Source organism: Caballeronia sp. LZ033 (genome assembly GCF_031451265.1).
GTDB lineage: Bacteria > Pseudomonadota > Gammaproteobacteria > Burkholderiales > Burkholderiaceae > Caballeronia.
The window spans coordinates 872,645-898,147 of record NZ_JARUXQ010000002.1 but is presented as its reverse complement, the minus strand read 5'-3'; the positions used below and the strand labels follow the sequence as shown (position 1 = coordinate 898,147).

The following is a 25,503-nucleotide window of genomic DNA, read 5'->3' as shown; positions in this document are numbered from 1 at the left end:
GACTGATATATCAAGTAGAAATGACAATCGGGACGAAAGGAATGTAATGGGTCCCTCCAGCGCCCTTCTGCTTCGGGGGCACTGCGCGCGCCCGAGGTTTCCCCAGCGATGAGATTCTAAAAAGTGTCCGCACCCTTCGTCACGCAACGCGAGTTTGCCAAGCTGGCCGGCTGCGATGAGAAGCAGGTACGGCGCGCGGTCGCATCCGGCAAACTCAAGCCAGACGGGGACGGGCGGCTAGATCCCGCTCTTGTGAACGGCGGCTGGCGGCGGCCGATTCGCAGCAGCAAACCGAGTGCGGACACTGCGGACATTCCGAAAGTGTCCGCACCAAGTGTCCGCACCTCGAAGAATGTCCGCACTCTCGGAGAAGTCACCGACACGGACACTCCAGCGCAAGCGGCCGCAAAGGTCATTGCCGCGCTCGGCGCCGAGCATGACCTGGCAGAAGCCATCCGCATCAAGGAGAACTTCAACGCTCTGCTCAAGCAGCTCGAGTACGAAGAAAAGTCGAAGCTTCTCGTTGCCATAGACATCGCTCGCACCGTGTTGTTCGAAGAGGCGCGCGCGGCGCGCGATGCCTGGATGAACTGGCCCGCTCGTGTTGGGCCGAAGATTGCCGCGGATCTAGGGTTGGAGGCCGATCGCGTTACCGAGGTTTTGAATTCGCATGTCCACAAACAAATCTCATCCCTCGGTGAGCCAGAAGGAGTTTTCGAGCCTCGATAAAGCCGCGTTGCTGCGCCGCGACTTCCGCCGTGGCTGGACGCCGCCACCGCGCGTCAGCGTTCCCGACTGGGCGGACAAGTTCCGGAAGCTGGCCAAGGAAGCCGGCAGTACCTCCGGTGACTGGTCGACGTCGACCGTGGAGGTCGCGCGCGGGCCGATGCTGGCCGTCACTGAGCCGGGCATTCACATCATCACGGCGATGGTGAGCACGCAGATGCTCAAGACCGCCTTGCTGGAGAACATCTTCGGGTATTTCGCGCATCTCGATGCCTGCCCGATTCTGCTGATCCAGCCGAAAGACGAAGCTGCCGAGCAGTTCAGCAAAGAGCGCATTGCGCCGCTGATCCGCAGCACGCCGGTTCTGCGCGAGCTGATTGCGAGCGGAAAGACCCGTAGCAGCGAGGACACGCTCGGCTACAAGGCGTTCCCGGGTGGATTTCTCGCGCTGGTGAGCGCGGGTAGCCCTGACAACCTCGCGCGCCGGCCGATCCGCGTCATTCTTGCGGACGAGATCGACAAGTATCCGCCGCTGAAGGAAGGCGACTCGATCTTCATCGCCGAGGAACGGACCGCCTCGTTCGGTGTGAACTGGCTGTCGGTACGCGCATGCTCTCCGACGTACACCGACGAGAGCCGGATCGAGAAGTCATACAACGATTCGGACCAGCGCCGGGTATCGGTCGCTTGCCCGCATTGCGGTCACCGTCAGTTCCTGGATTTCTTCAAGCACGTCCAGTGGGATAAGGACAAAGACGGCCGTGGCGTCACGACGAACCATCGTACGAAGACCGCGCGCATCCATTGCGAGTGCTGCGGCGCTCAGTGGTCGGAAGGCGAACGCCTGCGCGCGCTTGAGACGTGCCGGTGGCATCAGACGAGACCATTTGAATGCTGCGGGCATCGACATGTGCCGCTGAAGAACTATGACATTGCGTGGCAGCAGAACGACGCCACGGCTGTGGATTCGGTATGGACGTGGTCGGAAAGTGACCGACACGCCGTCTACTACGCGCACTGCCCCGAGTGCGGCGAGCGTGGTATCGACAGCGAACACGCCGGCTTTCAAGCTTCGAAGCTGTACAGCCCGTGGAGCAAGGATAAGCCGTCGGACATTGCGGCGAAGTGGATTGCGGCGCAGGGCGACGAAGAGCAACTGCAGGCGTGGTGGAACACGCAGATGGGGATGCCGTATAAGCGGCATGTCGGCAAGGGCTTGAGCGCTGATGCGCTGGCGGCGCGCACCGAAGTCTGGGCGGCCGAGGTACCGGAAGGCGTCGGCATTCTCACGGCCGGCCTGGACACCCAGGACGATCGCATCGAAGTCGAGGTGATCGGCTGGGGACGCAATGAGGAAAGCTGGTCGATCGATCACAGTGTGTTCGAGGGGGATCCCGAGGGGCCCGAGATATGGCGGCGCGTGGACGCTTACCTGAAGCGCGTTTGGACTCGCTCTGATGGTCGCGGCTTCGTCGTTTCAGCGGCGTGCATCGACTCCGGTGGTCACCACACCCAGAAGGTGTACGAGTTCGCGAAGGCGCGTCTCGGCCGGAAAATCTGGGCAATTCGCGGCGAGCCGGCGCGAAACGGCAAACGCTCGCCTATATGGCCGACGAAGCGCCCGTCCGCGCGAAACAGGTCGGCATTCACCCCGATCACCATCGGTGTGAACGCGGCGAAGGATGTGATCAGAGACCGGCTGCGCGGCGAGCCGGAGGAGTCGTTCGGAACGTACACGTATCCCCCGGGCTACATGCACTTCCCGAGTGATCGCGACATCAACTACTTCGGGCAGTTGATTGCCGAGCGCCTGATCACGAAGACGTCCGGTGGACAGACGTATCGAGTTTGGGAATTGCCGCGCGGCAAGGCCAATGAAGCGCTCGACTGCCGAGTCTACGGCTACGCGGCATTGTGCGGGCTGCTTCATATGGGCCTGAAGCTGAATCGGCGCGTCGAATCCGTGCAGGCCGATCTGAGCGATCTAGAGCCAGCGACGCCGGCGGCGCGCGAGGAAGTAGAGCTCGACGTCGTAACCGCGACGCGGCCCGCACGGCCAGACGGACCGGTCATCAAGCAGGCACAACCTGAGAAACGCTCTCGGATTCGGCGGCTCGCCGGCTGAAGCATAGGAGAGACATTTTGCGACGCTTTGACCCAAGCCGCAGTTTGCTGGCCGGCATGGATCAGACCGCCTTGCGCCAGTCGCTCGAGCAGGCTCAGCAGATCTACATCCAGCTGATGAGCGGCGCGCAGGGCGAGTCTTATTCGTACACGCAGGGCGACGGCACGCGGTCGGTGACGTACACGCGGGCGAACCTCGCGGATCTGTCGGCGGCGATCCAACTCATGCAGGCGCAGCTCGGCGTTGTCGACTCGCCCCGCAGGGCAAACCGAATCACTTTCACCAGGCGATGACGCATGGAATCGAACGTACAGCTTCTCGGTCCGGACGGGAAACCGCTGCCGGAACGCAAGAGCCGTGCGCTCGCGCTTAACGGCAGCTATAACAGCTACGGCGGGCACAGCGCCTACGATGCGGCCGACATGTACGGCCAGCACATGCGCGAGTGGAATCCAGTGCTGTGGTCGCCTGACGGCGAGCTCAATCCGTACCGGGACCGCATTGTCTCGCGCGTGCGCGACTTGGTGCGGAACGACGGCTGGGCGTCGGCGGCGGTCACGCGCACGCTCGACAACGTCATCGGCGCGGACTTCCGCCCGATCTCGAAGGTCGATCATCGTGCCCTCGCTGCGATGACCGGCAACAAGAAGTTCGACCATATGTGGGCGGACGAATTCGGGCGCGCACTCGAGGCGGGGTGGCGCAACTGGTCAGAAGACCCGGCGCACTTCTGCGACGCACAGCGCAAGCTGACGATCCCGCAGATGATGCGGCTGGCGTTCCGCCACAAGATCGTCGACGGCGACGCGCTTGCGATCCTGCAATGGATGCCTGAGCGTCTGCCACGCGGCGCGCGTTACGCGACCGTCTTGCAGCTGATCGATCCGGACCGCCTGTCGAACCCGCAGCAGAACTTCGACAATCAGACGATGCGTGGTGGCGTCGAGGTGGACGAATACGGTGCGCCCGTCGCGTACCACATCCGAAAGGCGCATCAGGGCGACTGGTTCAGCGGAAACAAACAGGTCAGTTGGGAGCGCATTGCCGCCGAGACGGATTGGGGTCGCCCGGTCGTCGTCCACGATTACGACTTCGACCGCGCGAGCCAGCACCGCGGCGGCGCGGGCATCCTCACGCCGGTGCTGCAGCGGCTGAAAATGCTGATCAAATACGACGGCACGGAGCTCGACGCGGCGATCATCAACGCGATTTTCGGCGCGTACGTCACCAGCCCGTTTGACAAGCAACTTGTCACGGAAGCGCTTGGCGACGGAGAAGAAGACGCGGCCGACGTCTATAACGGCTATCAGGACGCGCGGGTCGATTTTCACGACAAGACCGACCTGCGCCTCGGCGGCGCGCGGCTGCCGATACTGTTCCCCGGGGAGCAGATCAACACCGTTTCGGCGACGCGCCCGGCAGGCAACTTCGCCGAGTTCGAAAACGCCATGCTGCGCAATGTCGCTGCGGGCACAGGCATGTCGGCGCAGCAAATCACGCAGAACTGGGCGGACGTCAATTACAGCTCGTATCGGGCGGCAGCGCTCGAAGCATGGAAGACGTTCGATCGGCGCCGCAGCGACTTCGGTCGCGGATTCGGGCAGCCCATTCTGTGTGCCATGGTCGAAGAAATGATGGACCTCGGTGAGCTTCCGCTGCCAGCGGGCGCTCCCGAGTTCGCCATGGCGCGCGCGGCGTACACGAGGGCATGGTGGATCGGTCCGGGCCGCGGATATGTCGATCCGATGAAGGAACGCCAAGGCGCGGCGCTCGGTATTGAGTCCGGCCTTTCGACGCTGGAAGACGAGTCGGCGCAATTGTCGGGCAACGACTGGCGCGACAACATCGACCAGCGTGCGGTCGAGATCCAGTACATCAGGGATCGCGGCATTCCTCTTCCGTCGACGCTCAGGGATGACGCGACGGCGGACGAGGTCACACAGGAACCCAAGGCGCAATGAACAACCTTCTCCCACGGCTGGCGACGCGCATGTTCAACACGCCCGTCGCCATCCATCCTCGTAAGGCGGAGATCGTCGTCGCGGCGCTGGCGGACCGGCTTGGCATCGGCGGCATGGTGCGGCTGGATGGCGCCGGGCTTGTTCCGGTGGCGATGGACGACGACGAATACGGCTTCGCTGAGCCGGGTCGCACGCCGCGCGCGGGGTACGACAACGTCGGCGGCGTCGCCCTCATCGAAGTGCAGGGCACGCTGGTGCAGAAACTCGGATCGCTGCGCCCGTACAGCGGCATGACGGGTTACGACGGCATCCGCCAGAACCTGCTGATGGCGCTCGACGATCCCGATGTGCGCGCCGTGGCATTCGACATCGACTCCCCCGGAGGCGAGGTGGCTGGCTGCTTCGACCTGGTGGACATGATCCACAGTGCGCGCGGCGTGAAGCCGATGTGGTCGATTCTCAATGAGTCGGCTTACAGCGCGGCGTACGCGCTCGCGAGCGCCGCGGACCGAATCATCGTGCCGCGCACCGGTGGCGTCGGGAGCATCGGCGTCATCTGCGCTCACGTCGACCTGTCCGAGGCGCTGTCGAAAGCCGGCATGAAGGTGACCTTCATCACCTACGGCGATTTCAAGGCCGATGGTCATTCCGAAGTCCCGCTGGCGCCGGACGCTCTGGCGCGATTCCAGGCTGACATCAACACGATGGGCGAGCTGTTCGTCGAAACAGTCGCTCGCAACCGGAATATCGCGGCCGCCACGGTGCGCGATACGCAAGCCGCCACGTTCATGGGTGACAAGGGTGTCGCTCTCGGACTGGCGGATGAAGTGGCGGCGCCCGATGCCGCGTTTCGAGCCCTGATCCAGACGATCCGGTCTTAAATTTCTACTCAAGGGAAGCTATCAAATGAAGCTCTCGAAGATCGCGAGCGCGATGCCGTTCGCCCATTACCTCGGGCTGCAGAGCGCGTCCGCATCGTCGCCGAGCGCGGCGGCCCGCGCGGAAGAAGACGAGGATCGCAAGCAGCGCGAAGGCGAGTCCGATGACGACTATGCCAAGCGCATGGAAGATCAGGACGAGAAAGACAAGGCCAAGAAGGCCGAGCAGGAAGAGAAGGACAAGGAGGCGCGGCGCGCCGAGCAGGACGATGATGACGCCGACGCTGAAGCCGACGACAAGGACGACAAGGAAGATGGCAAGCGCGCCGGCCGTGCGCAGGGCGCGCGCCAGCGCGAGCGCGTGCGCTGTGCCGCCATCGTCGCAGAAGGCATGAAGCGCGGCATGGTGAAGCAAGCCTGCGCGTTCGCGTTCGACACGAGCATGAGCGCGCGCGAAGCGATCAATGCACTGTCGTACGGTCAGCCGGAGCAGGCAGCCGCGGCCGCCCCCGCTGCGCGCACGCCGTCGCTCGACGAGCGCATGGCACGCTCCCGTCCCGCAAACTCTGGCAATTCCGCGCCGGCAGCCGCCGAGCCGGACGCCGCCGATCGAATCCTCGCGGCGAGCAAGCGGCGCCACGGCGTTCAGTAACCCCTCCCCACACCCGGAGAAATTCAGATGGCATTGATTCCTACCACTGTCGGGGAGAACCCGCAGGTTCCGTCGGCATCCGCCCAGACCTTCGTACCCGATCAACTGATCGCAGGCCCGAAGCAGCTTGTCACTCGCAATGTGACGATCACCGGCGGCCCGTTCGTGCGCGGCACGGTGCTCGGCAAGATCACGGCCAGCGGCAAGTACACGGCCGCGCTCTCGGCCTCGTCCGATGGCAGCCAGACGCCGACCGCGATCCTCGCCGACAACGCTGACGGCAGCGCAGGCGACGTGATCGCGGGCGTGTATCTCGAAGGCGAATTCAACGTCAACGCGGTCACCCTCGGTACCGGCATCACGGCAACCGCCGCCCGGGACGCGCTGCGCCCGCTCGGCGTCCACCTCAAGTCCTCGGTCACGGCTGCTGACCCGAGCTGAAACCCTCAACTGAACTGATGCGAAGGCCCCGCCAATGAGCGGGGCTTTTTCATTTGGGCCACACACTCGGAGAGAGCAATGCCCGGAAACCTGAATTACGACACGATCGCCCTGATCAAAGTCGTTCGAAACCTCAAAACGGCGCAGAGCTGGATGCTGGATCGGTTCTTCCCGAACATGATCATGTCGGACACGGAATTCGTGGCAATCGACGTGGACGTCGGCAAGCGCCGGATGTCGCCGTTCTGCTCGCCGCTGGTGGAAGGCAAGCTCGTCGAGAGCCGCCGCTACCAGACGAACACGTTCAAGCCGCCGTACATCAAGGACAAGCGCGCGCCGGATCTGCGCAAGCCGGTCCGCCGCATGATCGGCGAGCGCATCGGCGGTGACATGGAGCCGGAAGAGCGCGAAGCCCAGAACATCGCGTTCGAGATCGAAGACCAGATCGACATGCTCACGCGACGTCTGGAATGGATGGCCGCGCAAGTGCTCGTCACCGGTACGCTCACCGTCTCGGGCGAAGGTTTCCCGACCACCGTGATCGATTTCGGCCGAGACGGCTCGCTGACAATCGCTCTGACGGGCGGCGCGCAGTGGACGGCGGCGAACATCACGGCCGGCACGGCCAATCCGACGGCCAACATCGAGGCGTGGCAAACCCAGGTCTTGAAGTCGTCGGGCGCTGGCGTCACGGACATCATCTTCACGCCGAAGGCATGGAACGGCTTCAAACTCGATCCGCTTCTCAAGGGCGCGATCTACTACCCGACGCTCGGCGAAAACGGCAACGTCGTGAACGTCGGCCCGCAGATCCAGAAGGGCGCCGTGTCGAAGGGCATCTGGGGGCAGTACAAGCTCTGGCTCTACAACGACTGGTTCGTCGACGACAACAACGTCGAGCAGCCGATGATCCCGGACGGCACGCTGATCATGACGGGCCCGGACCTCGACGGCACGCGCGCTTTCGGCATGATCATCGACCCGCAGTTCAACTACGCGTCGCTGCCGTTCGCGCCGAAGACCTGGGTGAAGGAAGACCCGGCGCAGCGCTTCCTGATGATGCAATCGGCTCCGATCATCATCCCGAGCCGCGTGAATGCCGCGCTCGCGGCAACCGTGGCGTGAGGTGACTGATGGCTACCGAAAAAATCATCGAAGCCGTCGTTGCCCGCAACCGCTCGATCCATGACCGGGTGAAGTCCGGTGACGAGGTTGTCGACGTCGTCCGCACCGCCGGTCAGAAGGTGAAGCTGCCGGAGTCCGAGGTGAAGCGCTTGCGCGAGCTCGGCTATCTCGTGCCCGAAAAGGTCGAGGAAGTGCAGTTGGAGGGTGCGCAGATCACCGGCGGCCAGGTGTCGATCAACCATACGGAGTGACCGATGGACTGGGACGACATCGTCGACGGCAAGATTCTCGGCCCGCTGACCAAGCAATTCGGCACGGCCATCACGTACATGCCAGCCGTCGGCGGTTCGTTCCAGATCGTCGGGATTTACGACAAGGCGTTCTTCGGCGTCGACGTGACGACGGGCGAAACAGTCGTCACGCAGCAGCCGACTGTCGGAATCCAGGTATCCCAGTTCCAGCTGGTTGGCATTGAGCCGCAGCAGTACGACACGCTGATGATCAACAAGACGGGCGAGCAGTGGCAGGTGCGCGAGGTCCATCTCGATGGCCACGGCGGCGGCCGGCTGATGCTCAACGTTCCAGGACAAACCGATGCCTGACCCGACTGGCCGCGCGGAACTTCGCGCCGTGCTTCTCTCGATCTTGCAGACGATCCCAAGCGTCACGGTGTATTCGCCGGGCGACTGGAACGTGCCGGCGCAGAAGCTGCCAGCGATCAAGATGCGGCAGGCGAAGGAGCGCAAGGAATCGAACGGGAGAAACGGGCAGACGTCGTTCACGACGATCGCTGCGTTCGAAATCAAGGCGGAGCTGCAGGCGAACTCCGGCCCCGCTGCGATGTTGGCGATCGAGACGCTCGGCGCCGAGATCGAGGCGGCGATATTCAAGAGCATCCCGCTGAGGAGCCGTGCGCAGAACTTTCCGTTCTGTGACACAGAAACCGAAGTGAGTGCCGACGGAGCGTCGCACATCGCCGGGCTCTCCATCCTTCTCGGAATCGAGATGATGGAAACGTTCGTGCCCGACATCAACACGCAGTTGCTTGAGATGGACCTGACGGCGGACCTCGTGAACGTCGCCGATCCGAACGGCACCTATTCAAACCCGCCATTCCCAGATGCCGTCACGCCGGCCCCGCGCACGCAGGGCCCCGACGGCCGCGCTGAAGGCGCGGTGACAGTTCAATATCCTCAATAGGAGCGACGAATGATCGTCAAACCTGCACCGGGCCTCAGTGTGCGGCATCCGGTCACGAAGCAATTGCTGCCGTCCGAAGGCATCGAAGTGCCCGACGGCGACATCTTCTGGACCCGCGTGCTCAATGACGGCGACGTCGTTCTCGCGGACAACGCGGCTCTGCCCGCACCGAAGCAGTCGGGGAGTGACGCAGAATGACCATCCCGTTCAAGCAGATCCCGCAGAACATCCGCACGCCGCTGTTCTACGCCGAGATCGACAATTCGCATGCGAATTCGGCGGTGGCGAATCAGCGCGCGCTGATCATCGGGCCGATGACGTCGGCGGGCGCGGCGACGCCGAACGTGCCGCTCATCTCGTCGGGCACCGGTGACGCCAACGTGCAGGCGGGCGCGAACTCGGTGCTGGCTCTCATGACCGCGGCGTATCGCCAGAACGACCAGTTCGGCGAGGTCTGGTATCTGCCGGTTCAGGATGCAGCCGGCGCCACGGCGGCGACCGGGACGATCGCCTTCACGGCAGCGCCGACGGCGAACGGAACCATCTCGCTGTACATCGCGGGCCAACTGGTCACGGTGTTGGTGACTGCTGGCCAGACGACGGCGCAGATCGCGACCGCAGTCGCGGCGGCCATCAACCTGATTCCCGCCATGCCGGTTACCGCGAGCGCAGCGACGAGCACCGTCACGCTGACCGCGGACAACAAGGGCCTCGTCGGCAACGACATCGACATCCGCTTCAACTATCAGGGCACGCCGGCTGGCGAAGCGCTGCCGACGGGCCTCGCCGCGACGATCACCGCGATGGCTGGCGGCGCGACGAATCCGATGTTGACGACGGCGCTGGGCAATCTGCAGGACATGCCCTTCGACTTCATCGCGTGCGCGTTCACGGATGCGACGTCGCTCGATGCGCTGAAGGCGTTCCTGAACGACTCGACCGGGCGCTGGAGCTGGCAGCAGCAGGTGTACGGACACGTGTTCGTCGCATATCGCGGCACGTGGGCGAGCCTGACGACCTTCGGCACGGCTCGCAACAACCAACACGAGTCGGTCATGGGTTTCAATGACTCGCCGACGCCGGCCTGGCAATGGGCGGCCGCACTCGCCGCCGTGACCGCAGTCAGCGTGCGCGCCGATCCGGGCGTTCCCATGCAGACGGTCGCGCTGACCGGCGTACTCGCGCCCCCGCTGCAGTCCCGGTTCAACCTGAGCCAGCGCAACACGCTGCTGTACGACGGAGTCTCGACGTTCACGGTTGCCCAAGACGGCACGGTCGCAATCGAGAACCTGATCACGACCTATCAGCTCAACGCCTTCGGCCAGCCGGACAACAGCTATCTCGAGATCGAGACGATGTTCCTGCTGGCGTATGTGCTGCGCCGCCTGCGCACGCTGGTGACGTCGAAGTACGCGCGCGTGAAGCTCGCCGCGAACGGGACCCGCTTCGGTCCGGGCGCCGGCATCGTGACGCCGAACATCATCAAGGCGGACCAGATCGCCGAGTATCAGGCGATGGAGTACGAGGGGTACGTCCAGGGCAGCGACGCCTTCGCGCAGGCGATCATCGTCGAGCAAAATGCCCAGAACCCGAACCGGGTGGACGTGTTGTGGCCCGGCACTCTGATCAATCAGCTGCGGATCTTCGCTTTGCTTGCGCAGTTCCGCCTGTCGACCAGCCAGACGTAATTTGCCAACGCTGTGCGCCGCCCTGACCGGGCGGCTTTTTCATTTGTGGAGAGCCAACGATGGCGAACAACACGAATTTCATCGCCGGCACCGCGTACATCACGATCGACGGCGTGAACTATCAGCTCGAGGGTGAGCTGAAGTACGACGTCGGGACCGTGACGCGCGAGTCGCTCGCGGGCCAAGACACCGTGCACGGCTTCAGCGAGAAGCCGAAGGCGCCGTCGATCTCGGCGTCGATTCGCGACTCGGGCGGCATCAGCCTCGCGGCGCTCAATGCGATGCGCAGCAACACGGTGGTGCTCGAACTGGCGAACGGCAAGACGATCATCGGCCGCAACATGTGGACGGTGGAGACGCAAGAAGTCGACACGACGGAGGCGAAGTTCACCGTCAAATGGGAAGGACTGCAAGGCGCGGTCACGGAGAATTGATCGATGTCGGACACGAAGACCATCCAACTGCGAAAGCCGCTCACATACGGAAAGGGCGACGCGGCTACCACTGTCGACTCGATCACGCTTCGTGAGCCGACCGCCGGGGAGTACGAGACGGCGGAGCGTGCGGCGGGCGTGTACGGGCTGCAGGTTGCGCTGATTGCCCTCCTGAGCTGCGTCCCTGTCGATGTCATCGACCAGATGTACACGAGCCAGATCGACGAAGCGGCAGATTTCATCGGCTCCTTCGGCAAAGACGCGATCAGCAGCCTTAAGCCGAGCGACGACGAGTATTTGCTCGCCCTGCAGTCGCCGGTGAAGCTGACGACCGAGGACAGCCCGCTCAACGTGTCGGCCCTCGATCTGAGCGAGCCGACGAACCAGCAGAAGCGCAAGGCATCGGCGGCGGGCGGCACGTTCGCTTCGAGCATCGCGCTGATCAGCATCGTGTCGAAGGCACCGAAGAACGCGGTGCGCGCGCTCAAGGCGCGTGATTTCATGGCCGCGTGCGCCTACTTCAACGGTTTTCAGCTTCGGCGGACAGCGGACTCGGACGACTGATAGCCGCCGTCACGGCCATGCCTGACGGATGGGACGACGTTCTCGCTGACCTGACGCATTTCATGCGCTGGGGGCCGAATGACGTCGACGGCATGACGGTTTCCGAGACATTGCGCTGGCTTGACCAGGCCAAACGCATGAAACAACAGATTGGAGCGAAGGCATGAACATTGGAGGCGGCGCAGGCGCAGTGCTCGGCACGACCTCGGGCATCTCCAATCTGGCAAGCTCGCTCGCCGCGCGACTCGGCGGCTCCGCGGGATCGTATTTCGATCAGCTGCGGCCCGCGTCATTTCGCGGCGTGCCATTCGTCTCGCTCGGTGGTGAGGGGGCATTCGGGCGGCGGAACGAGACGCACGAATATCCGCTTCGCGACACGCCGTGGGTCGAAGATCTCGGCCGCGGCACGCGCCGGTTCCGGGTTTTCGGGTTCCTCGTCGGCGACGATGTGATCGCCCAACGCGATCTTATGATCGCGGCATGCGAGAAGGAAGGAGCCGGCGCGCTCGTCCATCCAACCTATGGTCGTCGAGATGTGAGTCTGATGGACAGCCGCTGGATCGAGCGGTGGGAGAAGGGGCGCTACTTCGAAGTCGAGTTCGACTTCATTGAGGGCGGCCCGCGCGTCTTCCCCGCATCATCGGTCGCAAGCGGTAGCCTGGTGGAGAGTGCCGCGAGCGGCCTGAACGTCGCTGCCGCGCTGAACTTCGCCAGCACGGCGCTCACCGCGCTATCGTACGGAGCCGCGGTGCTCGGCGAGGCAGTGAACACGGCTGTCGGCTGGTACACGTCGGCCAAGAATCTGGTCGGCGACGCCCGCAACCTGTTTCGGCTGCTCACGAACCTGCCGGGGGATTTCGGCCGGTTTGCTGGCAGCGCGACAGTGCCGACGTTCAGCAAGTATCCGAGCTCGTCAGTCGACACGAGCGGCGCAACCGTGGCCAGTCTCACGCTAGCCGCGGCCGCGGCGCGCGCGAATCTGGACACGGCGTCCGCAAACCTCGATGTGGCGGCTCGAAGCCTCGATGCATCGTCGATCGATGACTTCACGACTGCTGTTCAGGGCGTCACGAGCGCGATGCTCGCGGCAACTCCTGACCCCGCTGATTCGATGCGGCTGCTGACATCCTTGGCGAGCTACGCCCCGAGCGGCGTCACGACGTCATCGACGATCGGGACGGCCATGGCAACGATGCAGTCCGCCTCGGCGGATCTGTTCCGCCGCAGCACAATCGCGACCGTTGCAGTGGCGGCCTCGAGCTACGAACCGACGTCGAGCGACGACGCTGCGCGGGTTCGCGGTCAAGTGCTGGGCCTGATCGACGCAGAGATGTCGATTGCTGGCGATCAGAACGACGACGAGACCTATGAGGCGCTCTGCTCGCTTCGAAGGGCTGTCGTTTCGGATCTGAATCAGCGCGGAGCCGGACTGCCAGCGATTCGCAGTTTCCTGTTCCAAGCATCGCTGCCGTCGCTCGTGCTCGCGAACCGAATCTATCGTGACGCGTCGCGAGCAGACGAATTGACGGCGCAGGCCGATCCGATACACCCGGCTTTCTTTCCGACAAGCTTTAAAGCACTCGCGACCTGATCCATGGCAAATAACCTGACGATCGTCATCTCTGCGCTCGACAGGACCGGCGCCGGCTTCGCATCGGCGAACCGGAACCTGCGCGCTATCGATCAGGCGATGATGCGTACGTCGCGCTCGTCGCAGCGCATGTCCGCCGTGCAAAGCTTTGTCACAGGCGCGACTCGCGCAAGCGCGCTCAGCACCGCGCTGTTTGCCGGTGTATTGGGCGCTGCCGCGCTCGTCACGTCGAAGATCCTGTCGATTGAATCAGCATGGGCGAACACCGTCCGTGGTGTCAGCAACAAGTCGCTGTCCCTCGGCATCGACGCGCGCCAACTCTTCGGCATTCAGAACGCCGCGAAGTCGGTGGGACTCAGCGCCGACCAGGCGACATCGTCTGTCGAAGGTGTGACGCGAGGCTATTACGAGTCGACGCAGGGTCGTGATCCGCAGAAGCGGATGATCTACCAGGCGTATGGGATCAACGGTCGGGACGAGCGCGGGCAGTTCAGCTCTGAGCGTCTGCTCGAACAGATTGCTGCCGCCGGCGAGAGCGTCAACAACCGAAACGGCCCTCTTGCGCGGCATCGGCTGTTTGAGGCCCTCGACGCTGGTGGCCTCGAAGATCTGCTGAACAAGGGCGCGGGCGGCGTTCGGGATCGGTACTCGCGCGGCTTGGCCCTAGCGCCGAGGGAAGACGACATCCGCCACGCGAATGACTATGCGGAAGCGATGTCGCGGCTCGACGCTCAGTTCGACAAGACGAAGCAGGCCATTCTCGGGGGCCTTGCGCCTGCCTTGACGACATTCCTTGAAGGCGTGGAGCGCGTCGTGGCGCGGCTGAATGGGAAGGAATACGTGCCGACGCGCTGGAACGGCCAAGGCTACGTGCCTGCGTCCTCACCGGATGCGCCGCCGGCAGCGAATGTCGGCGACCGTGCTGTCGACAGGCTGGAGATGTTCGGCAATTTCCTGCGTGGCAACGGTGCGCGCACGAATGCTCAGGTGGGAGCCGAACCGAACGCAAACGTCCCGGCCGCCGTGCGCTTTTTTGAATCGCGCGGTTGGACGCATGCTCAAGCCATCGGCATCGCATCGAATCTTCAGCATGAGAGCGGCATTGATCCAGCGGCAAGCGGCGACAACGGGAAGGCATACGGGGTTGCGCAGTGGCATCAGGATCGACAAGAAGCATTCCAGAAGTGGGCAGGAAACTGGATTGGAAATTCCACCCTTGAGCAGCAACTCGGGTTCGTTGACTACGAGCTTCGTCAAGGTGGAGAGCAACGCGCCGGCGCTGAGTTGGATATGGCGCGAACGCCGCGTGAAGCGGCCAATGTTGTCTCGCGGCTTTATGAGCGTCCGGCTGCGGCCGACGCGGAAGCAGCGGCGCGCGCGGCGACGGCTGACCGTATTGCTGGGTTGTATGCGAACGCACCTGGTCAGACGGCGCCCTCGCAAGACGTAGCGCCGGCCCGCGCGGACGGCGAGCTTCGCGTGAAGGTGGAGCTCGGAAACCTTCCGAAGGGATCGCGCGCCGAGGTGTCCGGCACGCCAAACGTGAAATCGACTGTGGAGCGCGGCTCGACAGGATCAACCAGCCAATTCGCACTCGGGGCGACGTACTGATGAACTCGCTTGTCGTGACACTTCCGGATGCGGGCTTGTCGATCAGCGGGTGGAAGGCCGCACGAGTGACGCGGTCGATCGAGAGCTGCACTGGCGCCTTCGTGCTGGAAATGACCGAGCGCTTCCCCGATGAGGTCGACGAGACGTCGCTGATCGGCGGGGTGCCGATCCAGATTGCGATCGATCAGGACAACCTGCTGTTGACCGGGTACGTCGACACCGTCGAATACATCATCACCCCGCATGAGCACCTGATCCGTGCGACCGGGCGCGGGCGGTGTGAGGATCTGATCGACTGCAGCGCGCCGGTCGATCGCATTCTCGCGAACAGTCGGATCGACGCGGTCTGTAGATCGCTGGTGGATAAATTCGACATCGACGTGGTGCTTTCTTCCAGCCTGCAGGCGACCATCGACGATCTGCCTACGATTCCGTTTCAACTGATCTCGATCAGCGAGACGCCGTGGGAGGTCATCGAGCGATGCTGCCGGTATAGCGGCGTGCTCGCGTTCGAGCTCGAGGACGGTTCGCTCTGCCTCGCGCTCGCTGGCGACGAACTCGGTTCGACCGGTCTCGAACTGGGTGCCAATGTCGAATCAGCGGTATCGGTGAAAAGTTCGTTGGGGCGATTCTCGAGCGTATCCGGCGTGCTGACCAACTACAACAACGCGACGGACATCGGTGTCAACCTGCTTCCGGAATACACCGCGAGCGATCCGGGTGTGAAGCGGTGGCGCCCGAAATACATCGTGTCGGAGCAGCCCGCGTCTGACCGAACGTACCTACAGCGCCGCGTCGACTGGCAAGTCGCCCGGGCCTACGGCATGTCGCGTCAGGTCCGCGTGCTCGTCGACAGCTGGACCGACGCAGAAGGGTCGCCCTGGTATCTGAACTATCAGGTGCCGGTGACGATGCCGCTGCTGAAGATTCCTGCGAAGACGCTTCTCCTGATCACCGAGATCAGCTTCATCCTCGATGAGAACGGCACGCACACCGAGCTGCTGCTCGCGCCGCGGCAGGCGTATTTGCCAGAACCACTCGTTCTACAACGCATCGATCCGGACATCGCGCCGGCCTAAAGGACTCTGCATGCTCGACGCACTGAACGCGCTCTCACGGCGGATTCGTCTGTTCGTGAGCCGCGCGGTGATTTCGTTCGTCGATGACACGCGGACCGTGCAGTACCTGCAGGCGAAGATCAACGCACTGGAGACGGTCGGCGACATTCCGCGCTACGTCGAATATGGGCTGTCGTCGAATCCGCCGCTTGGCTCTGAAGCGCTCATTGTTTTTGGCAATGGCGAGCGAACGAACGGCATCGTCATCGCTACATCGAACGCAAAGTTTCGCGTCACGGCACTGAAAAGCGGTGAAGTGGTGGTGCACGACAACACCGGCCAGAAGGTCTATTTGTCGCAGGACGGCATGGTGCTGGATGGCGGCGGCAAGCAGGTGACGATCAGAAATACGCCCGTCGTCCTGGCGGACACGCCGATCCTACGCTGCACGGGCGACATCATCGACAACTACGGCACGAACACGCGCACGGTCGCGGGCATGCGAGCGGTAGCGAATGCCCACGTTCACGGCGGCGTTCAGTCCGGATCGAGCAACACAGGCATCCCGACGACTCTGGAGTAACGCATGTCAGACATCACCATAGTCTGGGACGTGGCGAATAGCCGGGGCGATTGGCAGCAGCTCGGCCCTGACCTGCTAACCGGCAACGATCTGCAGACGGCTGTGCTGCTGAGCCTCTTCACTGACCGTGTCGCGAATAGTGACGACGTCATCCCAGACGGAACCGGCGACCCGCGCGGATGGTGGGGCGACGCCGGCGAAGACGCGCCGATCGGCTCACGGCTCTGGTTGCTAGATCGCTCGAAGCAGACGCAGGAGGTGCTCAACAATGCGCGCGACTACATCACTGAGGCACTTCAGTGGCTCGTTGATGACGGCGTAGTGGCCAGCATTGACGTTCAGACGGAATGGACGCGCGACACGTTCCTCGGCGCGCAGATCACGCTCTATCAACCCGCCGGGCCCAGCGTATCGCTTCAGTACGCGTGGGCGTGGCAACAGCTCTCCTGACATGCCATTCCAACGAAAGACGCTCTCCACTCTGATCGCAGAGGTGGCGGCCGACATCAACTCGTCGTTGCAAGGTGCAGACGCGTTGCTGCGCTTCACCGTCCTGAAGGTGATCGGCAAGATTCAGGCAGGGATGTCGAACCTGCAGATGGGCTACCTGGACTGGATCGCGAAGCAGTCAGTCCCGTTCACGGCAGAAGACGAATATCTTCAGGGATGGGCGGCACTGAAGAAGGTGTATCTGAAGCAGGCCACGGCGGCCCAGTTGACTGCCACATTCCCGGGCGTGACAGGGAAACCGCTCAGCGCCGGCACGCAGGTAGTGCGCAGCGACGGCGCGACCTACACGACCGCCGCGACGGCGACCGTTGACGGCACCGGATTTGTTTCCGTCACGATCGTTGCGACCACCAAGGGGGCAGCTGGAAATGCTGACCCGGGCACGACGGTCTCGCTCGGCACGGCTGTGGATGGGCTGCAATCGACGGGAACCATCACGGCTACCGTCGCTTCTGGCTCGGACGTCGAAGATAACGACGATCTGCGAACGCGCATGCTGGCGGCCTATCAGAACACGCCGCAGGGCGGCGACGTCAACGACTACATCGGCTGGGCTCTCGCGGTGCCTGGCGTCACGCGCGCATGGGTCGCGCCGAACGGCTTCGGCGGCGGCACTGTCGTCATCTACACGATGTGGGATGTCGCGGAAGCGTCGCATGGCGGCTTCCCGCAAGGCACCAATGGTTGTTCCCAATATGACAAGGGGCCCGGCGGCACGCCGCGCGGCACGGTCGCGATCGGTGATCAGTTGGTAGTCGCAGACAGCATCATCAACGAGCAGCCGGTGACAGCCCTCGTGTACTCGTGCAGTCCGGTCCCGAACAGCCTCACCTTCACGCTTTCGGGACTGCTGGGGGCGTCGGCGGCCACGCGCGCGGCGATCTCATCGGCTATTTCCGATGTTCTGTTCCGGAACGGAAGCCCGCTCGCGGGAACGATCAACAGGTCGGACATCGAATCTGCGATCGCGTCGGTGTCGGGCACAAGCGGCTTCGTCATCACGCTTGTTCAGGGTGTTGTCGGCGCGACCACCACGACCTATCCCGGCAACATCACGAGCGGTACCGGCCAGTTGCCGGTTCTCGCCGGCGTGAATTACGTGTGAGGCGACATGCTTGCACCGAACTTCAATGCAGCGGATTTTCTGGCAGCAATGCAGGCGCTTTTGCCGCGCGGGCGCGTATGGCCTCGCGACCCTGACACGATCCAGGCGAAGGTGATCGCCGGGCTCGCACCGAGCTACGAGCGACAGACGGCGCGCGCGAACTATCTGCTGGTCGACGCATTCCCAGCGACGACCTACGAGCTGTTGCCCGAATGGGAGGCGACGCTCGGCCTGCCGGACGCGTGCGCAGGCGCTGCGCCGACGATACAGCAGCGGCGCGCGCAGGTCGTGGCGCGACTTACGAACCTCGGCGGGGCGTCGATTCCATACCTGGTCGGATTCGCTGCCAGCCTCGGCTACACGGTCACGATCACGCAGTACACGCAGGCCCGGGCCGGCATGCTCAAAGCCGGGCAGCCCTGCTGCGGCTACGACTGGAACTTCGCCTGGAAGATCACGGCGCCGCTGAATACCGTGGTGCGCGCGGTCGCGGGCGCAATGGCTGCCGGTGATCCGCTAGCTGCATGGGGCAACAACGTACTTGAGTGCGAATTCCGAGCAATCATGCCGGCGCACACGATTCCAATCTTCGCTTACGCATAAGAGGCAACATGTTTCGAATCGACGATGCAACAGCGGCGCCTACGCTGCCGACGCCCGAAGCGTCCGGCTCGGAAGGGTACTTCACCGAAGGCAATCCGACCGCAGGAACGCCTGCGACGAACGTCCGTGGATCGTGGCTGAACATGATTCAGGAAGAGTTGTGCGCGATCCTTGCCGCAGCTGGCATTGCGCGCAGCAAGACGAGCTATAACCAGGTCAACACCGCGTTGCAGAAGATGTATGCGCCCGTGATCGGCTCGGCGCGCAACGCTTCGATGCTCGTCTCCGCGGCATCGGCGACAGCGACTTTCACCGCTGACCAGATCGTCGTCGGAACGGCGCTCAACGGTCAAACGTACGTCCTGCCCAGCTTCAACAAGACCGTCAATCTGGCCGCGAACGGCGCGGGCGGCATGGACACCGGATCAGCGCCGACGTCGGGATATGTTGCGCTCTATGCGATCTTCAACCCGGTGACGGGTGCGAGCGCGCTGCTTGGGACCGACGCGACATCGAGCGTTGCGCCGAGCGTGTACGGCGGTGCCAACATGCCGGCCGGATACACGGCCAGCGCGCTGGTGAGTGTGTGGCCGACAACCAGCAGCAAGCTGCTCGGAATCGCGCTTCAACGTGATCGGAGCATTGCAACTACCCCGTCACTGATCCTCAACACGACGACACAGGCGGCCTCACCTACGGCGCTGTCGATTGCCGGCGCCGTGCCGCCGAACGCGACGTCTGTGACGGGCAACATGCTCGTTCAGTCGTCCGTGTCTACCGCCATCAACGGCACGATCGCAGCAAGCGTCTCGGGGATCGGCGGAAATTCCTTCAGTAACGCGGCGTCGAGTGTCTACATCTACAATCCGTTCACTGTGCCGATCAACGCTTCACAGACCATCTTCCGGACTGCGACCATCGGAAGCGGAACGCTTACCAACCAAGCGACGGCTGTCGGCTATACCTTCTGAGGCACTTGAATGACGACAATCTACGTGCAGTTCTCCGACGACACTGACACCACGATCATCTCCTATTTCAGCTGTCCGCAGGACCCGGATGTCTGGGCAAATCAAGGAACGATCGATTCCAGTGATCCGCGTTGGAAGGTGTATTTCGATGCGCAGTCGCCTTTCATCCAAGGGCTGATCCCGAATCCTGATTGACGCCGATCAGGCTTCTCGAACAATCGGCTTAGCGGCGCGCCATGGGAGGAGTGGCTTTGGATGCTTCTTCACGCGCGCCGCAAGCGGCATAGACCAGCCCTCTGGCCAATGAATTCCATGCGCGTAATCCGGCTTGCTGTAGAAGGTGATGTCGTTGAACCCAGCTACAGTCAGTTGCCTGATGAGATCGTGTTTCACGAACCGACGCATCTCAAGAGTGGTGCCCGGCCCACCGTGAAAGCATAGGTCTTCGAAAACCTCATGCTTTCCATCGATGGTGGTGTTGTGCAGTATCCACTTATCTGCTTCTGGATTCTCCAGATGCCAGTCATTCAAGTTCGGAAACCATTCGATCGTTTCAGGTTGCGTCGCGTCGGCATCGCCAAACGGCACCGACAAGATGAACACGCCATCTTCCTTCAGCAGGCGGCGGGCATTCTCGAAGGCCTTAGAGACGGGCGGTGCGACGTGTTCGAAGACGTCTGTCGACACGATGAAGTCGAGCGTTCCCTCCATGGCAGGATCGATATTTGTGATGTCGAGAAACGGCTCCTGATGGTAGTAGGTGTTCGTATAGTGGATCTTGTGCATCAGCCGATAAACGTACACCTCCCAGCAACTCATTCCGATGCCGACGATGTCGGGCCGCGGTGGCCAAATCTCGTCGATCGTCATGCTCTTGCCGAAGAGTTCAGTGGTGAGCACCTGAACTATTGAGCGCATCCGGACAGTCGAACCGCATGAAGAGCAAGTCGCTTCCTCGCGCGTGAGGCGAGACTTTTCGACCTCGTTGACATTCCCGCAAATGTTGCAGGTGAACTGCAGAAGCTGTTTATTCGGGTCTCTCATAGATTTTATTGATCAGGCACGGGTTATATCAGCGCGAAATAGTAGCGCATCAGCCGCCGTCGGGCGGTTTTTTCATGCCCGGAAGACCGGCGAGATTACGAGGGCAGCACTGATGTCGGAATTCTGGACTGAAGGCGTTAAGGCGGTTGCCGCCGCGCTGACGGGAGCGGGCTCGTTCTGGGTCGGCGGCCGCGCGTGGCGCCAGATCGACCGTAAGCGGCAAGCCGAGAGTGAGGGCGACGCCCGCATTGTCAGGGCGGAGTCAGACGGCCAGGTTGAGGCCATTTCTCGATTCGAGAAGCTCGCGACATTGGCAGAGGAGCGCGCGGCGCGCGCCGAGACGCGTGAACTGGCTGCTATCGAACGTGCCGACCGCTATGAAGAGCTAATGCGGGCAGCAGTGAAGCAAGCAGACGAGGCCGAGAGGCGTGCGGCGCGCGCCGAGGCGGAAGTCAAGGAACTCAAGGATCGAGTCGCGCGGCTCGAAAACAACAGGTCGGAGGAACGCTGATGTCAAGGCTTCGAGATTGGCGGTGGTGGGTGCTGGGGCTCGGCGTGATAGGCGGCTTGTTGGGCGTCGCGGCAGGCGGTTTTTTCATCGGCCAGTGGGGTATTTCGGCTGATCGAGCGGAATGGGCGAAGGAGCGCGCAGCGTACATCAAGCGCTTCCCTGAAGTACGTACCGAGACGCGCAATGCCTGCGTGGCCGAATACGAAGGCAAGGTTCAGCAGTTGCAGCAACAGAATCAGCAGAACGTCCAGGCGCTGTCTGACCTGCGATCGCTGATCACCGACACGCACGACGTCGCGCAATACACGCTGCGGTTCCTCGGCGACCGCGCGAAGCTGACCGACGCGCGGCAGGCGGCGCTTATCAAGCAGACGCGCGCTGCGGCGGCCGCCGCGACCGTAGCAGCCGCGAAGACCGAAGTCGTGGAGCAGAAGGTGAACGTCGCCGCATCAAAAGCGGACGAAGCGGCGAGCACGGCGAAGGCCGTCGACAAGAAGCTTGAAACCGCCGTCCATCCCGCTCTTCCTGCCCAGCCTTGGATCGGCAACCGCCGATAGTCCATTCCGAATTACGCAACATCATTTAGCGCCTCTCGGCGCGAAGGAGAAGTCATGCCTCTCGGAACCATCCTCCTCATCGTCCTCATCATCGCGCTGATCGGCGCTTTTCCCGGCTGGGGTTGGTCGTCCGGCTGGGGCTATTACCCCTTCGGCGGCGTCGGTTTCGTGCTGCTCATCGTGATCATCCTCGTCGTGCTGGGGCGCATATGAGCATTCTGAATCTGCGCCTGGTCGATGACGCATCGAAGGTCCACACCTACTCGTCGACGCAACTGGCCGCCGCTCTCGGCGCGATCTCGCTTGCCTCGCCGTTCGTGACTGCGTTCTGGGCGGGCATTCCTGAAGAGGTGAAGTCGCTGCTGCCGAACAGCTGGCGGCTCGCGATCGCGATCGCAATCGGCTGCATGGCGATCATCGCGGCGCGCTACACGACCACCACGCCGAAGGCGGACACGACCACCGGAGAAGCAGATGGCGACGCAAGCGCAGCAGCCAAGTAGGCGCCCGGGCAAAAAGACCCTCGCGGCGACGGTCGGCGCAGCGGCCGCCGCCGCGCTCGTTGCGCTTACCGCCTCGCAGGAAGGCGTGTCTCTCAAGCCGTACAACGACCGGCTGGCGAACAACATCCAGACGGTCTGTTTCGGCGAGACGAATGTCGCCATGCGCGCGTACTCGCTGCCTGAGTGCAAATCGATGCTCAGCGACAGCCTCGCAGGCTATGCCGACGAGGTGAAGGCGATCACGCCGGGCTTCGACACGCTGACGGACGGCCAGAAGGTCGCGGTCGTGGATCTCGCCTACAACATCGGCGTGCCGAACTACAAGGGCTCGACGCTGCGCCGGCGCTACATCGCGCGCGACTTCCCGGGCGCATGCACCGAGTTCATCAAATGGCGCTTCGTGGCCGGCAAGGACTGCGCGGTCACGGCGAATCGGTGCGGCGGCATCGTGACGCGCCGCCAGCTCGAGGCGCAAGCCTGCCGAGGGAACTGACCATGTCTCCATACCTCATCACGGGAATCATCGCGGGCGCGCTCGGCATCGCCATCGGCGGCGCGGCGCTGCACACCGTCGACTCGACAAAGCTGTCCGCCGAGCAGGCGGCGCACGCGCGCGACAACGCGGCCAACGCCCAAAAGCTCCTGGCCGTGTCGGACGCGGCCGCGAGCGCGGCGCGCGCGGCGATCGCGAAACAGAACGAGGCGGGCGAGCAGCTCGCGCAGCTGGACTCTCAACTCAGCCAGGAGAAGGCATCCCATGAAGCCGACAACGCGAAGAACCGCGCTGCTATTGCTGACGGCGCTCGCCGGCTGCGCGTCGCAGTCACCGCTTACACCCCCGCAGGCGGTGGCAACGCCGCAGATTCAGGCGCAGGCGCCAGCGGCGTGGGCGATGGCGCCGGTGGCACAGCCGAGCTATCACCAGCGTTTGGATCAGCTCTTTTCGGCATCGTCGACGACGCCGACAGCGACGCCCGGGCCAAAGCCGACTACCTCCAGCGCTACGTCTGCATCCTCCAGCGGCAGGGAGTGATTGCGGGATCCTGCGACGCTTCCTGAGGCATCCAAGAAACAGCTTGGCGCGCGTCTGTACAAAAGACCTGTCCTCGATCGCGTTCCGACCGCGCGAGACAAATTACCAGCAAAAAAAAGCCGGCGGGTCCGCCGGCTTAAATGTCTGGCTCCGAGGAAGCGACCAGACACCTGAGAACGTTAAAGCTGGCGAATAGTATAGACAAAAATTAGACGAATGTCGGATAGAGACGTGCATTCCTCGCTTGTCGGTCAGGTACAAGGGTAAGCCGCCGTCTCTGCGCCAGGGTCGATCATGGAGAAGTCGCAGCGGTCCTTCGACCGAGTGACCGCGATCTGAAGACGGGCGTCGAGCATTGCGGATGGAGGATGGGCCGGATGGGTCAGGACAAGTAAGAGGGGACGGCAAGTTCAGATAGATATAATCTGCCGAACCACAGAAGAAGGGACCGTCCATGCCATTGCAAACTTTCATCCTCAGGCTAAAAAGCCTTGTCCCGCGTAGGCCGAAATCGTCGGCTTACGCGCGTGGCCTTGCCTCAGACGAGTATGCGAAAAACCCATACCTTCAAGGGACGAAGGAGCATGCCGACTGGGAGGCTGGGCACGCAGACTCATACATGCGCACGCAGGCGCAGATGTGGTGACAGGGCTTCATCTTGAAGACGAAAAAGCCCGGCACGGGGCCGGGCAAGCAGTGAAGCAACCAGACGCCATGCAAGCGTCTGTTGCAATTATGGACACTGGAGTCGCCGGTTCAATCACGATGATGAAATTCTGCGTTTCGATTCTGTGAACGTTGTTGCAGCATCAGAACGTGCTGGAATGCCGCTCCATGACTGCGTGCGAGCCGGGTTCAGGAAGCTTCGGCGCGTCATCGATCGTGCCGATGCGCTCGATCTCCTGCAGCACCAGTCGCTCCGCTCTCCGGAAAGGCGAGTGCTTCTCGCGCAGATCGTTTAGGCCGAGGTGACGCAGCTTCTTATCGTGCTCAGCCAACAAAGCCCGCACCTCGTCGAGGCGAATGCGCGCGTGCTGCACTTCCCGGATCAGACGGCGTAAATCTTCGATCTCGGGCGGCCGCTTCAGCCACAGCTGCCGGAGCTCGTCGAGGGTGGGCGGGTTCGGCGCCAGCGGCTTCACGACACTTCGGCGCGCTCGATCCAGTCGGGCTGCTCGTACTCGTCGTCGTGCTCGTTGACCACGCAGTCGCAGTCGCCGCACATCCACCGGTTCGGCGCGTCGCCGACCGCCGGCTGGAACTCGCTGCGCCCGAGCCGCCTTGCGCAGAGCGGGCACCACATCGACGTCGCTGCCATTTTTGCCACCTTCCGAAATACTGTATGGATGCACAGTATATCCGGTAACCGAAGGCTACTTGGTTGAGGCTCCAAGCATTAAAAACGGTGCAGCAAGTTGTTGATTATTCGAGCGGAAATACGCTGCTTTGCGTGCTTTTACGACACCTCAAAATCGGGCTACATCCCTTACCCAGCAAGGATTTGAGCCGTTTTCAGCAATCTATGGTGCTGGAATATGCGAGGAACGAGCATTTTCCGGTGCGCGGCCTCGGCACGTTCGCCGGGTCGGGCGGTTCCTGGCTGGGCGCCGAGGCCCATCAGCACGGACTGCTCAACCACGTCTTCTTTCCCGCCAATCGCGGCGGCGGCAACGGCCGCGTGTTCGGCCTTCTGCACGTCGGATCCGATGCGCCCGCGCCGCAAGGCGAGGAGCGGATCTGGCAGGGTCAACGCGAACTGCGCGGCCTGGCTGAGGAACTGCTCGACTGGCCGTCGATCCGTTTCAGCCGCACGGCGACCTTGCAGTACGGGCTCAGCGACTCCGAGCGCATCATCCTCGAGTGGATCCGGCGCGGCGGCGACGCGCGCCATGCCGCCGCCGATCTTTCCGTGACGCAGCGGCAGGTCTATCGGCTGTACAAATCGATCAAGAAGAAGCTTGGACTCGACGACATCCGCGCCTGCGCCCGCATGGCCGCCGACGTGGGCCTGCTCGGACGGTTCCGCTGA

General features: G+C 63.0%; 34 protein-coding genes. 31 read left to right on the top strand and 3 right to left on the bottom strand.

Translation table 11 applies throughout. The annotated features are described in order from the left end of the window. The first annotated feature begins 123 nt into the window (after positions 1-123). From QCE62_RS19655 to QCE62_RS19540, 24 genes are all read left to right on the top strand, one after another. Positions 124-729 carry a hypothetical protein gene (locus QCE62_RS19655; protein ID WP_309922023.1) on the top strand — a complete coding sequence of 202 codons (606 nt, stop codon included), beginning with the start codon at positions 124-126 and terminating at the stop codon, positions 727-729. After that, positions 671-2,851 carry a terminase gpA endonuclease subunit gene (locus QCE62_RS19650; protein WP_309922021.1) on the top strand — a complete coding sequence of 727 codons (2,181 nt, stop codon included), beginning with the start codon at positions 671-673 and terminating at the stop codon, positions 2,849-2,851. The genes QCE62_RS19655 and QCE62_RS19650 overlap by 59 nt, the downstream gene beginning before the upstream one ends. Positions 2,852-2,907: 56 nt before the next feature. Continuing rightward, a complete protein-coding gene (gene gpW, locus QCE62_RS19645; protein WP_309922018.1) occupies positions 2,908-3,144 on the top strand; it encodes a gpW family head-tail joining protein in 237 nt (78 codons plus the stop codon). Positions 3,145-3,147: 3 nt separating this feature from the next. Beyond that, positions 3,148-4,812: a phage portal protein gene (locus tag QCE62_RS19640; RefSeq protein WP_309922015.1), complete on the top strand. Its 1,665-nt coding sequence runs from the start codon at positions 3,148-3,150 to the stop codon at positions 4,810-4,812. Next, positions 4,809-5,693, top strand: coding sequence for a S49 family peptidase (locus tag QCE62_RS19635; RefSeq protein ID WP_309922013.1), 885 nt, complete (start codon positions 4,809-4,811; stop codon positions 5,691-5,693). Before QCE62_RS19640 ends, QCE62_RS19635 begins: the two co-directional genes overlap by 4 nt. Before the next feature lie 25 nt (positions 5,694-5,718). Then, positions 5,719-6,342 (top strand): hypothetical protein, encoded by a 624-nt coding sequence (locus QCE62_RS19630; protein ID WP_309922010.1) that lies wholly within the window; start codon positions 5,719-5,721, stop codon positions 6,340-6,342. 27 nt (positions 6,343-6,369) lie between these two features. Further along, positions 6,370-6,783: a head decoration protein gene (locus tag QCE62_RS19625; protein ID WP_309922006.1), complete on the top strand. Its 414-nt coding sequence runs from the start codon at positions 6,370-6,372 to the stop codon at positions 6,781-6,783. Positions 6,784-6,861: 78 nt separating this feature from the next. Continuing rightward, the gene (locus QCE62_RS19620) at positions 6,862-7,908 is read left to right on the top strand and encodes a major capsid protein (protein WP_309922003.1); all 1,047 of its coding nucleotides are present in this window, start codon (positions 6,862-6,864) and stop codon (positions 7,906-7,908) included. 8 nt (positions 7,909-7,916) lie between these two features. Then, positions 7,917-8,159 carry a hypothetical protein gene (locus QCE62_RS19615; RefSeq protein ID WP_309922001.1) on the top strand — a complete coding sequence of 81 codons (243 nt, stop codon included), beginning with the start codon at positions 7,917-7,919 and terminating at the stop codon, positions 8,157-8,159. Positions 8,160-8,162: 3 nt separating this feature from the next. Continuing rightward, positions 8,163-8,510 (top strand): hypothetical protein, encoded by a 348-nt coding sequence (locus tag QCE62_RS19610; RefSeq protein ID WP_309921998.1) that lies wholly within the window; start codon positions 8,163-8,165, stop codon positions 8,508-8,510. Further along, positions 8,503-9,108 carry a hypothetical protein gene (locus tag QCE62_RS19605; RefSeq protein WP_309921994.1) on the top strand — a complete coding sequence of 202 codons (606 nt, stop codon included), beginning with the start codon at positions 8,503-8,505 and terminating at the stop codon, positions 9,106-9,108. Before QCE62_RS19610 ends, QCE62_RS19605 begins: the two co-directional genes overlap by 8 nt. Positions 9,109-9,117: 9 nt before the next feature. Then, on the top strand, positions 9,118-9,306 hold the full coding sequence (locus QCE62_RS19600) for a DUF2635 domain-containing protein (RefSeq protein WP_309838727.1): 189 nt from the start codon (positions 9,118-9,120) through the stop codon (positions 9,304-9,306). Continuing rightward, positions 9,303-10,796, top strand: coding sequence for a phage tail sheath subtilisin-like domain-containing protein (locus QCE62_RS19595; protein ID WP_309921991.1), 1,494 nt, complete (start codon positions 9,303-9,305; stop codon positions 10,794-10,796). Before QCE62_RS19600 ends, QCE62_RS19595 begins: the two co-directional genes overlap by 4 nt. A 59-nt stretch (positions 10,797-10,855) precedes the next feature. Then, a complete protein-coding gene (locus tag QCE62_RS19590; protein ID WP_309921988.1) occupies positions 10,856-11,230 on the top strand; it encodes a phage tail tube protein in 375 nt (124 codons plus the stop codon). Between the two features lie 3 nt (positions 11,231-11,233). After that, entirely contained in the window at positions 11,234-11,794 is a 561-nt protein-coding gene (locus QCE62_RS19585) for a phage tail assembly protein (RefSeq protein ID WP_309921986.1), read from the top strand. A gap of 163 nt (positions 11,795-11,957) precedes the next feature. Then, on the top strand, positions 11,958-13,385 hold the full coding sequence (locus QCE62_RS19580; RefSeq protein ID WP_309921983.1) for a DNA circularization N-terminal domain-containing protein: 1,428 nt from the start codon (positions 11,958-11,960) through the stop codon (positions 13,383-13,385). 3 nt (positions 13,386-13,388) lie between these two features. Then, positions 13,389-14,996: a phage tail tip lysozyme gene (locus tag QCE62_RS19575; RefSeq protein ID WP_309921982.1), complete on the top strand. Its 1,608-nt coding sequence runs from the start codon at positions 13,389-13,391 to the stop codon at positions 14,994-14,996. Continuing rightward, positions 14,996-16,075, top strand: coding sequence for a phage baseplate assembly protein (locus tag QCE62_RS19570; protein ID WP_309921980.1), 1,080 nt, complete (start codon positions 14,996-14,998; stop codon positions 16,073-16,075). The genes QCE62_RS19575 and QCE62_RS19570 overlap by 1 nt, the downstream gene beginning before the upstream one ends. Positions 16,076-16,085: 10 nt before the next feature. Continuing rightward, entirely contained in the window at positions 16,086-16,637 is a 552-nt protein-coding gene (locus QCE62_RS19565) for a phage baseplate assembly protein V (protein WP_309921975.1), read from the top strand. 3 nt (positions 16,638-16,640) lie between these two features. Further along, positions 16,641-17,087, top strand: a complete 447-nt coding sequence (locus tag QCE62_RS19560) for a phage GP46 family protein (RefSeq protein WP_309921972.1) — start codon at positions 16,641-16,643, stop codon at positions 17,085-17,087. Positions 17,088-17,130: 43 nt separating this feature from the next. Beyond that, the gene (locus tag QCE62_RS19555; RefSeq protein ID WP_309921969.1) at positions 17,131-18,252 is read left to right on the top strand and encodes a baseplate J/gp47 family protein; all 1,122 of its coding nucleotides are present in this window, start codon (positions 17,131-17,133) and stop codon (positions 18,250-18,252) included. 6 nt (positions 18,253-18,258) lie between these two features. Next, positions 18,259-18,855 (top strand): putative phage tail protein, encoded by a 597-nt coding sequence (locus QCE62_RS19550; protein WP_309921966.1) that lies wholly within the window; start codon positions 18,259-18,261, stop codon positions 18,853-18,855. Positions 18,856-18,863: 8 nt separating this feature from the next. Further along, on the top strand, positions 18,864-19,826 hold the full coding sequence (locus QCE62_RS19545) for a hypothetical protein (RefSeq protein WP_309921964.1): 963 nt from the start codon (positions 18,864-18,866) through the stop codon (positions 19,824-19,826). A 9-nt stretch (positions 19,827-19,835) separates the two neighbouring features. Next, positions 19,836-20,021, top strand: coding sequence for a hypothetical protein (locus QCE62_RS19540; protein WP_309921961.1), 186 nt, complete (start codon positions 19,836-19,838; stop codon positions 20,019-20,021). 6 nt (positions 20,022-20,027) lie between these two features. On the opposite strand, the gene QCE62_RS19535 is transcribed toward QCE62_RS19540, so the two are convergent. Then, complete coding sequence (locus tag QCE62_RS19535; protein ID WP_309921959.1) at positions 20,028-20,870, bottom strand: methyltransferase domain-containing protein; 843 nt, start codon at positions 20,868-20,870, stop codon at positions 20,028-20,030. A gap of 112 nt (positions 20,871-20,982) precedes the next feature. Between QCE62_RS19535 and QCE62_RS19530 the strand changes: the two genes are divergently transcribed. The 6 genes from QCE62_RS19530 to QCE62_RS19505 are packed head-to-tail and all read left to right on the top strand — an operon-like array spanning position 20,983 to position 23,500. After that, positions 20,983-21,381, top strand: a complete 399-nt coding sequence (locus QCE62_RS19530; RefSeq protein WP_309921955.1) for a hypothetical protein — start codon at positions 20,983-20,985, stop codon at positions 21,379-21,381. A gap of 29 nt (positions 21,382-21,410) precedes the next feature. Next, positions 21,411-21,938: a hypothetical protein gene (locus tag QCE62_RS19525; protein WP_309921953.1), complete on the top strand. Its 528-nt coding sequence runs from the start codon at positions 21,411-21,413 to the stop codon at positions 21,936-21,938. A 54-nt stretch (positions 21,939-21,992) separates the two neighbouring features. After that, complete coding sequence (locus tag QCE62_RS19520; protein WP_309921950.1) at positions 21,993-22,151, top strand: DUF3309 family protein; 159 nt, start codon at positions 21,993-21,995, stop codon at positions 22,149-22,151. Further along, entirely contained in the window at positions 22,148-22,441 is a 294-nt protein-coding gene (locus QCE62_RS19515) for a hypothetical protein (protein WP_309921947.1), read from the top strand. The genes QCE62_RS19520 and QCE62_RS19515 overlap by 4 nt, the downstream gene beginning before the upstream one ends. Then, a complete protein-coding gene (locus QCE62_RS19510; RefSeq protein ID WP_309921944.1) occupies positions 22,413-22,934 on the top strand; it encodes a glycoside hydrolase family protein in 522 nt (173 codons plus the stop codon). Before QCE62_RS19515 ends, QCE62_RS19510 begins: the two co-directional genes overlap by 29 nt. Positions 22,935-22,936: 2 nt before the next feature. After that, positions 22,937-23,500 (top strand): lysis system i-spanin subunit Rz, encoded by a 564-nt coding sequence (locus tag QCE62_RS19505; RefSeq protein WP_309921941.1) that lies wholly within the window; start codon positions 22,937-22,939, stop codon positions 23,498-23,500. A 783-nt stretch (positions 23,501-24,283) separates the two neighbouring features. Here QCE62_RS19505 and QCE62_RS19500 read toward each other — a convergent pair. Together QCE62_RS19500 and QCE62_RS19495 are read right to left on the bottom strand one after the other, a co-directional pair. Continuing rightward, positions 24,284-24,616: a hypothetical protein gene (locus QCE62_RS19500; RefSeq protein WP_309921938.1), complete on the bottom strand. Its 333-nt coding sequence runs from the start codon at positions 24,614-24,616 to the stop codon at positions 24,284-24,286. Continuing rightward, complete coding sequence (locus tag QCE62_RS19495; protein ID WP_309921935.1) at positions 24,613-24,792, bottom strand: hypothetical protein; 180 nt, start codon at positions 24,790-24,792, stop codon at positions 24,613-24,615. The genes QCE62_RS19500 and QCE62_RS19495 overlap by 4 nt, the downstream gene beginning before the upstream one ends. A gap of 87 nt (positions 24,793-24,879) precedes the next feature. Between QCE62_RS19495 and QCE62_RS19490 the strand changes: the two genes are divergently transcribed. After that, positions 24,880-25,503, top strand: coding sequence for a hypothetical protein (locus tag QCE62_RS19490; RefSeq protein ID WP_309921932.1), 624 nt, complete (start codon positions 24,880-24,882; stop codon positions 25,501-25,503).

Excerpts from the sequence above, each read along its gene's own strand:
- QCE62_RS19505 (WP_309921941.1), top strand. The coding sequence starts at position 22,937 with ATGTCTCCATACCTCATCACGGGAATCATCGCGGGCGCGCTCGGCATC.
- QCE62_RS19580 (WP_309921983.1), top strand. The coding sequence starts at position 11,958 with ATGAACATTGGAGGCGGCGCAGGCGCAGTGCTCGGCACGACCTCGGGC.
- QCE62_RS19560 (WP_309921972.1), top strand. The coding sequence starts at position 16,641 with ATGTCAGACATCACCATAGTCTGGGACGTGGCGAATAGCCGGGGCGAT.
- QCE62_RS19590 (WP_309921988.1), top strand. The coding sequence starts at position 10,856 with ATGGCGAACAACACGAATTTCATCGCCGGCACCGCGTACATCACGATC.
- QCE62_RS19535 (WP_309921959.1), bottom strand. The coding sequence starts at position 20,870 with ATGAGAGACCCGAATAAACAGCTTCTGCAGTTCACCTGCAACATTTGC.
- QCE62_RS19575 (WP_309921982.1), top strand. The coding sequence starts at position 13,389 with ATGGCAAATAACCTGACGATCGTCATCTCTGCGCTCGACAGGACCGGC.
- QCE62_RS19515 (WP_309921947.1), top strand. The coding sequence starts at position 22,148 with ATGAGCATTCTGAATCTGCGCCTGGTCGATGACGCATCGAAGGTCCAC.
- QCE62_RS19600 (WP_309838727.1), top strand. The coding sequence starts at position 9,118 with ATGATCGTCAAACCTGCACCGGGCCTCAGTGTGCGGCATCCGGTCACG.
- QCE62_RS19595 (WP_309921991.1), top strand. The coding sequence starts at position 9,303 with ATGACCATCCCGTTCAAGCAGATCCCGCAGAACATCCGCACGCCGCTG.
- QCE62_RS19650 (WP_309922021.1), top strand. The coding sequence starts at position 671 with ATGTCCACAAACAAATCTCATCCCTCGGTGAGCCAGAAGGAGTTTTCG.
- QCE62_RS19570 (WP_309921980.1), top strand. The coding sequence starts at position 14,996 with ATGAACTCGCTTGTCGTGACACTTCCGGATGCGGGCTTGTCGATCAGC.
- QCE62_RS19635 (WP_309922013.1), top strand. The coding sequence starts at position 4,809 with ATGAACAACCTTCTCCCACGGCTGGCGACGCGCATGTTCAACACGCCC.
- QCE62_RS19615 (WP_309922001.1), top strand. The coding sequence starts at position 7,917 with ATGGCTACCGAAAAAATCATCGAAGCCGTCGTTGCCCGCAACCGCTCG.
- QCE62_RS19530 (WP_309921955.1), top strand. The coding sequence starts at position 20,983 with ATGTCGGAATTCTGGACTGAAGGCGTTAAGGCGGTTGCCGCCGCGCTG.
- QCE62_RS19520 (WP_309921950.1), top strand. The coding sequence starts at position 21,993 with ATGCCTCTCGGAACCATCCTCCTCATCGTCCTCATCATCGCGCTGATC.
- QCE62_RS19610 (WP_309921998.1), top strand. The coding sequence starts at position 8,163 with ATGGACTGGGACGACATCGTCGACGGCAAGATTCTCGGCCCGCTGACC.
- QCE62_RS19550 (WP_309921966.1), top strand. The coding sequence starts at position 18,259 with ATGCTTGCACCGAACTTCAATGCAGCGGATTTTCTGGCAGCAATGCAG.
- QCE62_RS19630 (WP_309922010.1), top strand. The coding sequence starts at position 5,719 with ATGAAGCTCTCGAAGATCGCGAGCGCGATGCCGTTCGCCCATTACCTC.
- gpW (WP_309922018.1), top strand. The coding sequence starts at position 2,908 with ATGGATCAGACCGCCTTGCGCCAGTCGCTCGAGCAGGCTCAGCAGATC.
- QCE62_RS19625 (WP_309922006.1), top strand. The coding sequence starts at position 6,370 with ATGGCATTGATTCCTACCACTGTCGGGGAGAACCCGCAGGTTCCGTCG.
- QCE62_RS19495 (WP_309921935.1), bottom strand. The coding sequence starts at position 24,792 with ATGGCAGCGACGTCGATGTGGTGCCCGCTCTGCGCAAGGCGGCTCGGG.
- QCE62_RS19640 (WP_309922015.1), top strand. The coding sequence starts at position 3,148 with ATGGAATCGAACGTACAGCTTCTCGGTCCGGACGGGAAACCGCTGCCG.
- QCE62_RS19545 (WP_309921964.1), top strand. The coding sequence starts at position 18,864 with ATGTTTCGAATCGACGATGCAACAGCGGCGCCTACGCTGCCGACGCCC.
- QCE62_RS19510 (WP_309921944.1), top strand. The coding sequence starts at position 22,413 with ATGGCGACGCAAGCGCAGCAGCCAAGTAGGCGCCCGGGCAAAAAGACC.
- QCE62_RS19565 (WP_309921975.1), top strand. The coding sequence starts at position 16,086 with ATGCTCGACGCACTGAACGCGCTCTCACGGCGGATTCGTCTGTTCGTG.
- QCE62_RS19605 (WP_309921994.1), top strand. The coding sequence starts at position 8,503 with ATGCCTGACCCGACTGGCCGCGCGGAACTTCGCGCCGTGCTTCTCTCG.
- QCE62_RS19540 (WP_309921961.1), top strand. The coding sequence starts at position 19,836 with ATGACGACAATCTACGTGCAGTTCTCCGACGACACTGACACCACGATC.
- QCE62_RS19585 (WP_309921986.1), top strand. The coding sequence starts at position 11,234 with ATGTCGGACACGAAGACCATCCAACTGCGAAAGCCGCTCACATACGGA.
- QCE62_RS19620 (WP_309922003.1), top strand. The coding sequence starts at position 6,862 with ATGCCCGGAAACCTGAATTACGACACGATCGCCCTGATCAAAGTCGTT.